This window comes from Planococcus sp. APC 3900 (assembly GCF_030407735.1).
In the GTDB taxonomy this organism is placed as follows: Bacteria; Bacillota; Bacilli; order Bacillales_A; family Planococcaceae; genus Planococcus; species Planococcus notacanthi.
In genome coordinates, this window is record NZ_JASDCT010000002.1 from 487,685 (window position 1) to 501,106 (window position 13,422).

The 13,422-nt window shown below is 47.1% G+C and carries 12 protein-coding genes; all 12 read left to right on the forward strand.

What is annotated here, in order from left to right; genetic code table 11:
- Positions 1-39 precede the first annotated feature (39 nt).
- The 12 genes from sdaAB to QMA04_RS06455 all read left to right on the forward strand — a co-directional run bounded on the left by sdaAB (position 40) and on the right by QMA04_RS06455 (position 13,412).
- Entirely contained in the window at positions 40-702 is a 663-nt protein-coding gene (gene sdaAB / locus QMA04_RS06400; protein ID WP_290184615.1) for an L-serine ammonia-lyase, iron-sulfur-dependent subunit beta, read from the forward strand.
- Between the two features lie 16 nt (positions 703-718).
- On the forward strand, positions 719-1,618 hold the full coding sequence (gene sdaAA, locus QMA04_RS06405; protein WP_203339424.1) for an L-serine ammonia-lyase, iron-sulfur-dependent, subunit alpha: 900 nt from the start codon (positions 719-721) through the stop codon (positions 1,616-1,618).
- Positions 1,608-3,650 (forward strand): ATP-dependent DNA helicase RecG, encoded by a 2,043-nt coding sequence (gene recG / locus QMA04_RS06410; RefSeq protein ID WP_290184699.1) that lies wholly within the window; start codon positions 1,608-1,610, stop codon positions 3,648-3,650. Before sdaAA ends, recG begins: the two co-directional genes overlap by 11 nt.
- A 91-nt stretch (positions 3,651-3,741) precedes the next feature.
- Positions 3,742-4,326: a transcription factor FapR gene (fapR, locus tag QMA04_RS06415; RefSeq protein ID WP_290184616.1), complete on the forward strand. Its 585-nt coding sequence runs from the start codon at positions 3,742-3,744 to the stop codon at positions 4,324-4,326.
- Positions 4,323-5,321 carry a phosphate acyltransferase PlsX gene (plsX, locus tag QMA04_RS06420; protein ID WP_290184618.1) on the forward strand — a complete coding sequence of 333 codons (999 nt, stop codon included), beginning with the start codon at positions 4,323-4,325 and terminating at the stop codon, positions 5,319-5,321. Before fapR ends, plsX begins: the two co-directional genes overlap by 4 nt.
- Entirely contained in the window at positions 5,311-6,249 is a 939-nt protein-coding gene (gene fabD / locus QMA04_RS06425) for an ACP S-malonyltransferase (protein WP_191714041.1), read from the forward strand. Before plsX ends, fabD begins: the two co-directional genes overlap by 11 nt.
- Positions 6,246-6,992 (forward strand): 3-oxoacyl-[acyl-carrier-protein] reductase, encoded by a 747-nt coding sequence (fabG, locus tag QMA04_RS06430; RefSeq protein WP_191714042.1) that lies wholly within the window; start codon positions 6,246-6,248, stop codon positions 6,990-6,992. Before fabD ends, fabG begins: the two co-directional genes overlap by 4 nt.
- A 40-nt stretch (positions 6,993-7,032) precedes the next feature.
- On the forward strand, positions 7,033-7,269 hold the full coding sequence (locus QMA04_RS06435; protein ID WP_146556574.1) for an acyl carrier protein: 237 nt from the start codon (positions 7,033-7,035) through the stop codon (positions 7,267-7,269).
- Between the two features lie 413 nt (positions 7,270-7,682).
- The gene (rnc, locus tag QMA04_RS06440) at positions 7,683-8,438 is read left to right on the forward strand and encodes a ribonuclease III (RefSeq protein WP_301610302.1); all 756 of its coding nucleotides are present in this window, start codon (positions 7,683-7,685) and stop codon (positions 8,436-8,438) included.
- Between the two features lie 2 nt (positions 8,439-8,440).
- Positions 8,441-11,989 (forward strand): chromosome segregation protein SMC, encoded by a 3,549-nt coding sequence (gene smc, locus QMA04_RS06445; protein WP_290184622.1) that lies wholly within the window; start codon positions 8,441-8,443, stop codon positions 11,987-11,989.
- A gap of 15 nt (positions 11,990-12,004) precedes the next feature.
- On the forward strand, positions 12,005-13,021 hold the full coding sequence (ftsY, locus tag QMA04_RS06450; RefSeq protein WP_191714044.1) for a signal recognition particle-docking protein FtsY: 1,017 nt from the start codon (positions 12,005-12,007) through the stop codon (positions 13,019-13,021).
- 67 nt (positions 13,022-13,088) lie between these two features.
- On the forward strand, positions 13,089-13,412 hold the full coding sequence (locus QMA04_RS06455) for a putative DNA-binding protein (RefSeq protein WP_191714498.1): 324 nt from the start codon (positions 13,089-13,091) through the stop codon (positions 13,410-13,412).
- Positions 13,413-13,422 lie beyond the last annotated feature (10 nt).

Here is a 13,422-nt window from a genome sequence, read left to right on the forward strand (position 1 = left end):
CTATTGATATACGTAAATTGAAAGAAAGGGGTTTGAGCCATGAAGTTCAAATCTGTTTTTGATATAATCGGCCCAGTCATGATTGGGCCATCCTCTTCGCATACTGCGGGAGCAGCACGCATCGGAAGAGTAGCGAGAGATTTATTCGGCAGGCAGCCGGATTGGGCAAAAGTTCATCTCTATGGCTCGTTTGCAGAAACCTATAAAGGACATAGCACGGATGTCGCAATCATTGGCGGGTTGTTGGATTACGATACGTTTGACGAACGCATCAAAACCTCATTCGAGGAAGCAGAGAAAGTGGGCATGACGTTTGAATTCATTCCCGAAACCGGACATGTAGACCACCCGAACACTGCTCGCATCGTCATAGGTGACCAGGATTCTGAAATGTCGATGATGGGCATTTCAATCGGCGGCGGAAAAATTGAAATTACGGAATTGAACGGTTTTCCGCTTCGCTTGTCAGGGAATCATCCGGCCATACTCGTAGTTCATGAAGACCGTTCAGGCTGTATTGCGAATGTGGCAAACTGTTTGTATAAATATGATATTAATATTGGCCACATGGAAGTATCCCGAAAAGAAAAAGGGCATATGGCATTGATGGTCATCGAAGTTGATCAAAATGTGGATCGAAAAGTAATGGATGAGTTGAGAAAACTTCCGAACATTACGCAGGTGACGAGAATCGCCGATTAAATTGGAGGGTATAAAAATGGAAGCTTTATTCCGCAATGTACGAGAATTGGTTGAGCGGGCTGAAAAAGAGCAGAAATTGATTTCTGAAATCATGATTGAACAAGAAATGCTCATGACAGACCGTTCACGTGAAGATATTATGAAGCAGATGGACCGTAATTTAACGGTCATGGAAGAAGCCGTAGAAAAAGGCCTGCAAGGCGTCCATTCCGTATCAGGATTGACAGGTGGAGACGCCGTCCTGTTGCAAGCTTATCGTGCGAAAGGCAACACGCTCTCAGGCGACCTATTGCTTGATGCAGTCAGCAAAGCAGTTGCGACCAACGAAGTAAACGCTGCCATGGGAACTATTTGTGCTACACCAACAGCAGGATCAGCTGGCGTTGTACCGGGAACATTATTTGCGGTACAGAATAAATTGAATCCGACTAGAGAGCAGATGATCCGTTATCTGTTTACAGCAGGTGCCTTCGGATTTGTGGTGGCCAATAATGCTTCGATTTCCGGAGCTGCAGGCGGTTGCCAGGCAGAAGTGGGATCAGCAGCTGGAATGGCATCAGCAGCGATAATCGAAATGGCGGGAGGAACACCTCAGCAAAGTTCGGAAGCCTTTGCAATCACGATGAAAAACATGCTTGGCTTGGTCTGCGATCCAGTGGCGGGATTAGTGGAAGTGCCATGTGTGAAGCGTAATGCAATGGGAGCCGCCAATGCAGTTGTAGCTGCGGATATGGCCTTGGCCGGTGTCACCAGCCGCATTCCATGCGATGAAGTGATCGGTGCCATGTTCGAAATCGGCCAATCCATGCCGAGTGCATTGCGGGAAACTGCAAAAGGCGGACTTGCTGCAACACCTACCGGAAAGTGGCTTGAGTCCAAAATCTTTGGTGGAGCAGTTGTTGGCAGTGGGCAGTAAAGATTCAGTCGCCACATTAAAAGGGGTCGGCAAACAGGCTGCCGAAACCCTGCAGGAAATGAAGATTGAGACTATACATGACTTGATCATGACATTTCCGTATCGCCATGAAGATTTTCAGTTGAAGGATTTGGCAGATACACCGCATAATGAACGCGTGACGGTGGAAGGAAGGGTGGAGAGCGAAGCTTCCATCCTTTTTTTGGGTAAGAAAAAATCACGCACACAAGTACGGGTGTTGGTTGGACGCCACTTGGTTAAGGCTATTTTCTTCAATCAGCCCTATGTGAAAGCCAAATTGCATCTAGGGGAAGTCATCACACTTACAGGGAAATGGGACCGTGGCCGCCAGGTAATTACGGTATCAAGCCATTCCATCGGTCCGCGCACCGGCGGAGCGGATTTTGAACCTGTCTATAGCCTGAAAGGCAGTATCCACCAAAAAACGTTCCGTAAGCTGATGAGGCAGGCATTAGATTTGGCGAAAGAAGACATTGAAGAATGTCTGCCACAGCGATTTCTTGCCACTTATCAGTTGGCTTCAATTCAAGATGCTTTGGAATGGGTTCACTTCCCGCCGGATGGTGAAGCAGTCAAACAAGCGCGCAGGCGTTTTGTTTATGAAGAATTATTGATGTTTCAATTGAAGATGCAGGCGCTCCGCAAAAAGAACCGCGAAGAAGAAGGCGGTTCGTTTATCGATTATGATTTGGAGCGATTGAAGCTCTTTATTGACGCCTTGCCTTTCGATTTGACTGCTGCGCAAAAACGCGTAGTCAATGAGATTTGCAAGGATATGAAAGAGCCGTTCCGCATGAATCGCCTGTTGCAGGGCGACGTGGGTTCAGGGAAGACAGTTGTGGCAGCCATTGCGCTATATGCAGCCCATACGGCTGGGCTGCAGGGTGCTTTGATGGCGCCGACTGAAATCCTCGCTGAACAGCACGCCAATACATTGTCCCAATGGTTTCAGCCGTTTTCTTTGAATATCGCTTTATTGACGGGGTCGGTAAAAGGCAAGAAGCGCCAGTTGATCCTGCAGCAGCTGGCAGCGGGAGAAATCGATTTGCTGATCGGTACACATGCGTTAATTCAGCCGGAAGTGCAGTTCCGTAAACTCGGGCTTGTCATAACCGATGAACAGCACCGTTTTGGTGTAGACCAACGCCGTGTCCTGAAAGACAAAGGTTATAATCCGGACGTGTTGTTCATGACAGCCACGCCGATTCCAAGGACTTTGGCCATTTCTGCTTTCGGGGAAATGGACGTGTCCATTATTGATGAAATGCCGGTTGGCCGAAAAGAAATCGAGACTTACTGGATGAAAAAAGAGATGTTCGGAAAAATTGTTGGCCGAATGGAAAAAGAATTGTCAGCTGGACGACAAGCTTATGTCATTTGCCCGTTGATCGAGGAATCCGATAAATTGGATTACCAAAACGCAGTCGATCTGTTTCAACAGCTGGCGATGTATTTCAAAGACCGTTTTACGGTCGGGCTGATGCACGGCCGCCTGCATTCTGAAGAAAAAGAACAGACCATGCGCGAGTTTACAGAAGGAAAAATCGATGTATTGGTATCGACCACCGTAGTTGAAGTCGGAGTCAACGTACCGAATGCGTCCTTTATGCTCATTTATGATGCTGAACGTTTTGGGTTGTCACAGCTGCATCAATTGCGCGGCCGTGTCGGACGCGGCAGTGAGCAATCCTATTGCGTCCTATTGGCGGATCCGAAAACGGAAATCGGCAAAGAACGTATGGCGACGATGACTGAAACCAATGACGGGTTTGTGCTTGCAGAAAAAGATCTGCAGCTGAGGGGTCCTGGAGACTTTTTCGGCCGTAAGCAAAGCGGTATTCCCGAATTTAAAATGGCAGATCTCGTGCACGATTATCGGGCATTGGAAACAGCCAGAAAAGATGCAGAACAATTGATCAACAGTGAAGAATTTTGGCAGGCGGATGACATGCGCTGTCTGCGCCGCCAAATAGAACAGTCCGGTGTATTATCAGGTGGAAGATTGGATTAAGAATGCAGGGGGGCATAATTTCCCTTGCATTCTTTTTTTGTTATTTATATACTGATGTTAGTACCAAGTGCTAATAGCGGGCGGTGACATAGTGAGAAGACCAAAAAAAGAGCGGCAACAAGCATTGAAGGATACGATCAGGGATAATCCATTTGTAACGGACGAAGAGCTGTCGGTTGAATTTGATGTCAGCGTGCAGACGATCCGTTTGGACCGGATGGAACTTGCCATACCGGAATTGCGGGAGCGCATTAAGCACGTAGCCGTAAAAACCTTTGAAGACGAAGTGAAATCCCTCCCGATTGATGAAGTCATTGGGGAGATTATTGATATTGAATTGGATAAAAAAGCAATTTCGATTTTTGATGTAAAACCGGAGCATGTTTTTCAGCGAAATCAGATTGCCAGGGGACATCACCTGTTCGCGCAGGCCAATTCTCTGGCAGTTGCGGTGATGAACGAAGAGTTGGCATTGACCGTGAAATCGGAACTGCAATTTTTGCGTCCGGTTACAGCGGGCCAACGTGTCGTTGCGAAAGCGGAAGTGGTCGACAGCCATCCTGAAAAAAATCGGGCGTTCGTGAAAGTCGTTTCGGCAGTCGATCAACTGACGGTTTTCATCGGAACATTTGAAATGTATCGAATGACAGAGCAAAGTGAAGGTGACGAGAAATGAAAATAGCGGTTGACGCAATGGGTGGAGACAATGCCCCCAAAGAAATTATCGCAGGAGTATACAAAGCATTGGATGAATTCAGTGATATTGAAATCCAACTATACGGCCATCAGGAAAAAATGCAGGAATTTCTTAAGGAACATGAACGCCTGACAATCGTCCATTGTGAAGAGGTCATCGAGTCGGAAGATGATCCGGTCCGGTCAGTCAGACGCAAGAAAGACGCTTCCATGGTCCGTATGGCTCAAGCTGTAAAAGACGGCCAGGCAGACGCATGCGTATCAGCAGGAAATACAGGAGCACTCATGTCAGCAGGCTTGTTTGTTGTAGGCCGAATTGACGGTGTGGACCGGCCTGCATTGGCACCAACCTTGCCGACTATTGATGGAAAAGGGTTTGTTATGCTGGACATGGGCGCCAATGCAGAAGCCCGGCCGGAACACCTTGTGCAATACGCCATCATGGGAAGCATCTATGCGGAAAAAGTCCGAGGTATTGAAAATCCGACGGTCGGGTTACTGAATATCGGGACGGAAGAGAAAAAAGGCAATGATTTGACCAAAGCAGCTTTTCCTTTATTGAAGGAAGCGCCTGTCAACTTTATCGGCAACGTGGAATCGCGTGATCTGTTGAATGGTGTTGCGGATGTTGTGGTCACCGATGGGTTTACAGGCAATATGGTGTTGAAAACAATAGAAGGTACGGCAATGAATGTCTTTTCCATGATTAAAGATGTGTTCATGAGTTCTGCTAAAACAAAAGTTGCCGCTTTCTTGGTGAAAGACAATATCAAAGGCTTGAAAGGCATGCTGGATTACAGCGAATACGGCGGTGCTGGCCTGTTTGGTTTGAAGGCGCCTGTCATCAAAGCGCATGGTTCGTCGAACGCTACAGCATTGTTCAATGCGATACGCCAGACACGCACGATGGTGGAATATGATGTAACCGGAACAATTTACAGTACGCTGAAAAAGGAGACTGTCCATGAAGACTAAAATTGCATTTATCTATCCAGGCCAAGGATCTCAGGCGGTCGGAATGGGCGAAAGCTTTTTAACTGATGATACAAGCCGGAAGTTTTTTGAAAACGCGGATCAGTCCCTAGGCCTGAACTTATCCAAACTGATGCTTGAAGGGCCGCAGGAAGAATTGACGCTGACTTATCATGCTCAACCTGCCTTGCTGACAGTCAGTTCAATGATTACAGAACGGTTGATCCGTGCTGGTATCCGGCCTGACTATACAGCCGGCCATAGCCTTGGTGAATACAGCGCGCTGGTTACTTCCAATGTGATGGAATTTCCGACAGCTGTCGACATCGTACATAAACGTGGTTTGTTCATGAATACCGCTTTTCCTGCAGGAGAAGGCACGATGGCGGCTATTCTGGGTATGGACAGTGCAGAGCTGGAAAAAGTGACGAATGAAGTCACTGATACCACAGGTGTTGTTCAATTGGCCAACTTAAATTGCCCAGGACAAATCGTTATCTCTGGAACAAAAGCAGGAGTGGAGCAGGCTTGTCTGCTGGCCAAAGAACGCGGTGCCAAAAGAGCGATTCCGCTTGATGTCAGCGGACCCTTCCATTCGGAATTGATGCGTTCGGCATCGCAGGACCTGGCAAAAGAATTGAGTGCTGCTTTCCTATTGGATGCTAAAGTACCGGTGGTTTCGAATGTTACGGCCAAATCGGAAACGAATGCTGCTCAAATACAGGATCTATTGGTACGCCAATTGTATTCACCGGTGCTATGGGAGCAATCTGTCCGTGAAATGATCGATTTGGACGTTACGGTCTTCATCGAAATCGGCCCAGGAAAAGTATTGAGCGGACTTGTGAAAAAAATTGACCGTTCGGTTAAAACCTTGCCGGTCTATGACCTGGAGTCATTTGAAAAAGCGGTAGAGGAGTTGGCGAAATGAGCAAATTAGCTGGGAAAACAGCAATCATTACCGGAGCGTCCCGCGGGATCGGAGCGGAAATCGCTCGGCAATTCGCAGCAAACGGAGCTAAAGTGGTTGTCAATTACAGCGGCAGCCAAGAAAAAGCGGAAGCGGTTGTAGCAGATATCCAAGCAAACGGCGGAGAAGCGATTGCAGTCAAAGCCAATGTCTCAGATTCAGAATCAGTCAAGGCAATGGTGGATGGAGCCATGAAAACTTTCGGGTCTGTGGATATTTTGGTCAATAACGCCGGAATTACCCGTGATAACCTGATGATGCGCATGAAGGACGATGAATGGGATGATGTCATCAACACCAATTTAAAAGGTGTCTTTGTTTGCACCAAAGCGGTGACCCGCCAAATGATGAAACAACGTGCTGGCCGGATCATTAACATCGCTTCAATCGTAGGTGTCATGGGCAATGCGGGACAGGCAAACTATGTCGCATCAAAAGCGGGTGTCATCGGATTGACTAAAACAACAGCCCGTGAATTGGCAAGCCGCGGCATCACAGCCAATGCTGTAGCGCCCGGATTCATCACGACCGATATGACCGACCAATTGACCGAAGATGTCCAAAAAGCGATGTTGGGACAAATTCCGTTGGGCCGGTTCGGTGCGCCTGAAGATGTCGCGAAAGCTGCGCTTTTCCTGGCTTCTGATGATGCTTCCTATATGACGGGCCAAACGCTTCATCTTGATGGCGGAATGGTCATGTAAGAAAGTTTTTTGTATACTGATTTGAGGGGAGGTGACGACATTGTCAACAGTATTAGAGAGAGTAACTAAAGTAATCGTGGATCGTCTAGGTGTAGAAGAAAGCGAAGTGAAACTTGAAGCTTCATTTACCGGTGACCTAGGTGCAGATTCATTGGACGTAGTGGAATTGGTTATGGAACTTGAAGATGAATTCGATATGGAAATTTCTGACGAAGATGCTGAAAGCATGGCTACAGTAGGCGACGCAGTAACGTACATCGAGAAGAAGCAAGCTTAAGGCCGAAATGCTGAAGCGATCGTTAAGACCCGACAGGCATAAGGCGCGTTGACGAAGCGGCGTGTTTTTGCCGCACAGTCGACGTGACTTATGAACCCGAGGGTCTGATCGCTGAAGCTGGACACCACGAAATGCAGAAGCGCCTGTGTAGCTCTGACGGGCATAAGACGCTCCGTCGAAGCGGCGTTTTCAGCCGCCTAGCTGGAGTGGCTTATGACCCTAGAATCTGGCCGTTGAAGCTGGACACCAAGAAATGCAGAAGCGACCAAGCGGTCCTTTCGAAAAAGATACTTAAACACCCATTGACGCACAATTGCTGTTATACTAAGCAGTTGTGCGTCAATTCTCTTTTTGCACAATAGCTGAAAAAAAGGTAAAATTGATGGAAGTCCACAAAGGAAGGCAGATAAAAAATGGCAATGAATAGAAAAGCGAATCATCAAAAGCCAGGCGTTATAAAAGAAAGTGCCAAAGCGGCGTTTGAACAACTGCAAAAAGAGCTGAACGTTTCATTTAATAAACCCGCCCTGCTGTATCAGGCATTTACGCATTCATCTTATGTGAATGAGCATCGGAGAAAACAATTTACCGATAACGAACGATTGGAATTTTTGGGAGATGCAGTGCTGGAACTATCGGTTTCGCATTACCTCTATATGAAATATCCTGAAATGAGCGAAGGCGAATTGACGAAGCTGCGTGCAGCCATCGTTTGTGAACCGTCACTTGTTTTATTTGCCAATGAACTCCAATTCGGCAAATACATCCTGTTAGGAAAAGGGGAAGAGCTGACAGGGGGCCGGACGCGTCCAGCTTTGCTTGCAGATGTATTTGAATCCTATATCGGCGCTCTGTACCTGGATCAGGGAATGGACCCAGTTGTCGCGTTTTTGGAGAAGATATTGTTTCCAAAAGTAGAAATCGGTGCTTTTTCGCATGTGATGGATTATAAAAGCCAATTGCAGGAATTAATACAGCAGAAGAATAATGGGGCATTGAGTTATGAAATTATCGATGAAACCGGACCTGCACACAGCCGTGTGTTCGTGACGCGAGTGTCTCTGGCAGACCAGGAGCTCGGAGTCGGCAACGGCCGGTCCAAAAAAGAGGCGGAACAGCAGGCAGCTCAGCTGGCAATCCGTAAATTGCAAGAAGCAGCGGAGGATTAACGATGTTTTTGAAGAGATTGGAAGTCATGGGGTTCAAATCGTTTGCTGATCGCATTGGCATTGATTTTGTACCCGGAGTAACAGCCGTCGTCGGACCGAACGGCAGCGGCAAAAGCAATGTCACCGATGCCATCCGTTGGGTGCTCGGTGAACAATCCGCGAAATCACTGCGCGGAGCCAAAATGGAAGATGTGATCTTTTCAGGAAGCGATTCCCGAAAACCGCTGAATTTTGCGGAAGTCACGTTAATTTTAGATAATGCAGATGGCCGTGTCCCTCTCGATTACAGCGAAGTCAGCGTAACGAGAAGGGTTTTTCGCAGTGGCGAAAGTGCCTATTTGCTGAACAAGCAAAATTGCCGGCTAAAGGATATCACCGACCTGTTTATGGATTCAGGGCTTGGAAAAGAAGCCTTTTCCATCATTTCACAGGGGCGTGTAGACGAGATCCTGAATTCCAAAGCAGAAGAGCGCCGGTCGATTTTTGAAGAAGCCGCCGGTGTCCTGAAATACAAACAGCGCAAGAAAAAAGCTGAAGTGAAATTAAACGAAACCGATGAAAACCTGAATCGGGTGCTGGATATCCTGCATGAATTGGATGGCCGGATGGAACCGCTTCAGATCCAAGCTTCTACAGCGCGCGATTATTTGGATATGAACGAACAACTGAAAGATGCCGATATCGCTTTATTGGCATTTGATGCGGGCAACTTGGAGCAGGAATTGGAACAGCTGACGTTCGATGCTGCAGCACATACGGAAAAAGAACAGCAATTATCAGCTGATATCCATCTGAAAGAACGTGCAGTTGCAAAAATCCGCCGTACTTTGGCTGATCTGGATAATAAAATAGATCAGGCGCAGAATTCTCTTGTGGAAGCGAGTGCGGAGACCGAGAAATGGCAAGGGCGCAAATTGCTCATGTCCGAGAAAAAGAGCAATGCCCATCGGCAAGCCAAGCAATTGCAGGGAAATGTGGATGCTGAAAAAATAGAAAATGTTTTTTTGGAAAAGAAGCATACCGAGCAATTAGTTTTGCTGGAAGAGCGCAAAGTGGAGCTGCAGACAATTAGAGCGGCAATCAAACAACTTGAAGAACAATTGAACCGCAGCCCGGCTGACATCGAAAATGAAATTGAAAACTGCAAGTCTATTTATATTGAATTGATGAATGAACAGGCAACAGTTAAAAATGAATTGAAGAATATCGGTTTGCAGGCACAGCAATTATCCGAGTCGACAGGACGCATCGAATCACAGCGCACGGACTTTACGGCAGAGTTGTCCAAGCTGGAAAGTGAAAAAACGAAAGCGGAGCAGAACGCTCAAGAAATCCGAACGTTATTGGATGACAAACGCCAGCAATACAAAGACAGCGAAGCTGCCTACCAACAGCAGAAGCAAAACTTCGAACAAAAACAGTCGATGCTGTTCCAGGCGTATCAATCGCAGAAGCAATTAGCTGCACGGATTGGCACACTTCAAGAACTGGAAGCTGATTTTTCGGGGTTTTTCCAAGGGGTACGTGAAGTGTTGGTAGCGCGTGAAAAAGGTCATCTAGCAGGAATTAGAGGGGCTGTCGCTGAGCTTGCGCAAGTGGAGAAAACCCACGCCAAAGCCATCGAAACGGCTTTGGGCGCTTCCAGCCAGCACATTGTCACGGAAAATGAACAGCATGCCCGTGAAGCCATCGATTTTCTTCGGAAGAAAAGAGCAGGCCGTTCCACGTTCCTGCCGATGACTGTCATGAAGGCCAGAAAGATTCCAGAACATACACTGGCCACAGTCCGTGAACATCCTTCCTATATCAGCATGGCTTTTGAATTGGTCAGCTACGATCCACAATACAGCATGATCATTGAAAACTTATTGGGCAATGTCATCATTGCGACTGATTTAAAAGGTGCCACGGCTATTGCAAGAGCAACCGGCAACCGTTTCCGTGTTGTGACACTAGAAGGCGATATCGTCAATGCCGGTGGATCGATGACAGGCGGAGCCAGCAAAATGCAAGCCTCTTTCTTTACGCGAAAAGCGGAGCTTGAACAATTGCTGGTACAGGCTTCGGAATTGAAAGAAACGATCCTGAATGCAGAGAAAACCGTTCAGAAAGAGCAGGCGGATGTCAAAGCAGCTGAAGAATCGATTCAAATTCTGCGGGCCGAAGGCGAAAAATACCGCGATATGGAAGCCGAAAGTGCCATTATCCTGCGTGAAATTGAGGCGGTACTAAAAACCACCATTGAGCGTTTCCGCCTTTTCGAAGCGCAACAGAAAAACAGGGAATACGATTTGACGGCCATTACCGGGCGTCAGGAAACAGCCGCCAGCCGCCTTGAGAGCATCGTTAAAGAATTGCACGCCATTACTGTGAAAATCGACGAATTGACGCTGTTCAAGCAGCAAAATGAATCAGCACGCGATCAGGTTCTGGAGAAATTAGCTGAACAGAAGTCCTTATATGCGGTGACAAAAGAACGTGTCACGCAATTGACTGCCAGCGAAGCTGAACTTTCTGAACGCTTGGAGAAAAGTAACCGCAAGCTGCAGGAACATCAAAAAGAACTGCAGTGGATCCAGTCGGAAGAAGCGGCAAAAGTCTATTCGGATGAGGAAATCCTTCGTGAAATCGAGTCTTGGTCAGCGAAGAAAGTGCAGATTCAGCAAACTGTCAACCAGACGAAAGAACAGCGGGCAGAGCAGCAAAATGGCCTGAATGAGCTTGAAGAAAACCTAAGGGAACAACAGCGCATCTACAAAGGCTATGTAGAGGCCATCCGAATCTGTGAAGTCAAATCGACGCGATTGGATGTCCAGATCCAAAGCCTTATTGCGCAGCTTGAAGCCAGTTACCAGCTGACACTGGAGCAGGCGAAACAATTTGAAATGATGGACGAAGAAACAGTTGTCCGCAGAAAGGTCAAGTTGCTGAAGCAGTCGATTGAGGAACTCGGGCCGGTGCATCTTGGCGCCATCGAGGAATTCGATCATGTTTCTGACCGCCATGCATTTTTGACGGAGCAGCGCAATGACTTGAATGAAGCAAAAGATACTTTGCGTACATTGATTCGTGAAATGGATGGGGAAATGACCAGCCGTTTCGATGAAACCTTCCACGCAATCCGCAAACAGTTCCAACGTGTCTTCAAAGAGCTTTTTGGTGGAGGTTCGGCGGATCTCGTACTGACCGATCCGCAGGACTTGCTTATGACCGGTGTGGAAATAATCGCTCAGCCGCCAGGCAAAAAACTGCAGAACCTGACCCTTTTATCGGGAGGGGAACGTGCACTGACTGCCATCGCTTTATTGTTTGCGATTTTGAATGTGCGCCCTGTGCCATTCTGTGTCCTTGACGAAGTAGAAGCGGCGCTTGATGAATCGAATGTCGTGCGTTACAGTCAATACCTGAAGAAATTCAGCGAAGACACACAGTTCATCGTCATTACGCATCGTAAAGGAACAATGGAAGGCGCGGATGTTTTGTATGGCATAACCATGCAGGAATCTGGAATTTCGAAATTGGTTTCCGTTAAACTTGAAGAGAAAATTTAAAAGAGGAGTGGTCACGTGAGTTTCTTTAAAAAATTAAAAGAAAAATTTGCTGGGAACGCCGAGGCTGAAGAATCAACTGAAAAATACAAAGAAGGCTTAGCCAAAACCCGTACAGGCTTTACTTCAAAAATCAATGATTTAGTGGCGAAATACCGCAAAGTCGACGAAGACTTTTTTGAGGAACTGGAAGAAATCCTTTTGCAGGCGGACGTTGGATTTGAAACAGTCCTTGAGTTGATGGACGACTTGCGTTTTGAAGTGCAGCGGAAAAACGTCAAGGACACATCAAACGTTCAATCTGTCATCTCTGAAAAATTGGTTGAAATCTATCAGGCTGGCGAAGCCGAAATCAACGAAATCAATTTCGTTGAGGGTCTGACGGTTATTTTAATGGTCGGCGTCAATGGGGTCGGAAAAACTACCACAATCGGTAAATTAGCGCATCGTTTCAAAAACGAAGGCAAAACCGTCATGTTGGCCGCAGGTGATACATTCCGTGCGGGAGCAATCGAACAATTGGATGTTTGGGGCCAGCGTGTAGGCGTTGACGTCATCAAGCAAAGCGAAGGTTCAGATCCTGCGGCCGTCATGTATGACGCTGTCCGTTCGGCTAAATCCCGCGGAGTGGATGTTTTGATCTGTGATACGGCTGGCCGTCTCCAGAACAAAGTCAATCTGATGAATGAACTGCAGAAAGTGCACCGTGTCATATCACGTGAAGTTCCAGGCGCGCCCCATGAAGTGCTGCTGGCACTTGATGCCACAACCGGACAAAATGCCATGATCCAAGCGCAGACGTTCAAAGAAGTAACGGATGTCACAGGCATTGTCCTGACCAAATTGGATGGAACGGCAAAAGGCGGTATTGTCTTGGCGATCCGCAACAAGCTGAAGATTCCTGTGAAATACGTAGGCTTGGGTGAAAAATTGGATGATCTCCAACCGTTTGACGCCCAAAAATATGTCTATGGTTTATTTGCTGAAGGCTTGGATAAAGAGCAGCAATTGGAAGATGCACAGACAGACAAGTAAAATTACTTGACAGCATTATTAAAATTCAGTATTCTAAGCAGTAGAATGAGTGGGGTGAGCATCAATGATGGGATTGGAAAAAACAACACGCATGAACTATTTGTTTGATTTCTATCAGGAGCTCCTGACGCCTAAACAGCGCAGCTATATGATGCTGTATTATTTAGATGACCATTCACTGGGCGAAATTGCGGAAGAATACGACATCACCCGCCAGGCAGTTTATGATAATATCCGCCGAACGGAAGCGATGCTCGAAGAATATGAACGCAAATTGCAGCTGTTCGAGAAATTTCAGAAACGGCAGCAATTGGTTTCGTCATTTGAAAAACAGCCATTCACAGAAGAACACGTCCAGCAATTTCTGGACGAACTGAAGGAATGGGACTAGGAGGCGGAAA

Bases quoted from the DNA above. Each gene is read 5' to 3' on its own strand.
- sdaAB (WP_290184615.1), top strand. From the start codon at position 40: ATGAAGTTCAAATCTGTTTTTGATATAATCGGCCCAGTCATGATTGGG.
- sdaAA (WP_203339424.1), top strand. From the start codon at position 719: ATGGAAGCTTTATTCCGCAATGTACGAGAATTGGTTGAGCGGGCTGAA.
- plsX (WP_290184618.1), top strand. From the start codon at position 4,323: ATGAAAATAGCGGTTGACGCAATGGGTGGAGACAATGCCCCCAAAGAA.
- fabD (WP_191714041.1), top strand. From the start codon at position 5,311: ATGAAGACTAAAATTGCATTTATCTATCCAGGCCAAGGATCTCAGGCG.
- fabG (WP_191714042.1), top strand. From the start codon at position 6,246: ATGAGCAAATTAGCTGGGAAAACAGCAATCATTACCGGAGCGTCCCGC.
- rnc (WP_301610302.1), top strand. From the start codon at position 7,683: ATGGCAATGAATAGAAAAGCGAATCATCAAAAGCCAGGCGTTATAAAA.
- smc (WP_290184622.1), top strand. From the start codon at position 8,441: ATGTTTTTGAAGAGATTGGAAGTCATGGGGTTCAAATCGTTTGCTGAT.
- QMA04_RS06455 (WP_191714498.1), top strand. From the start codon at position 13,089: ATGGGATTGGAAAAAACAACACGCATGAACTATTTGTTTGATTTCTAT.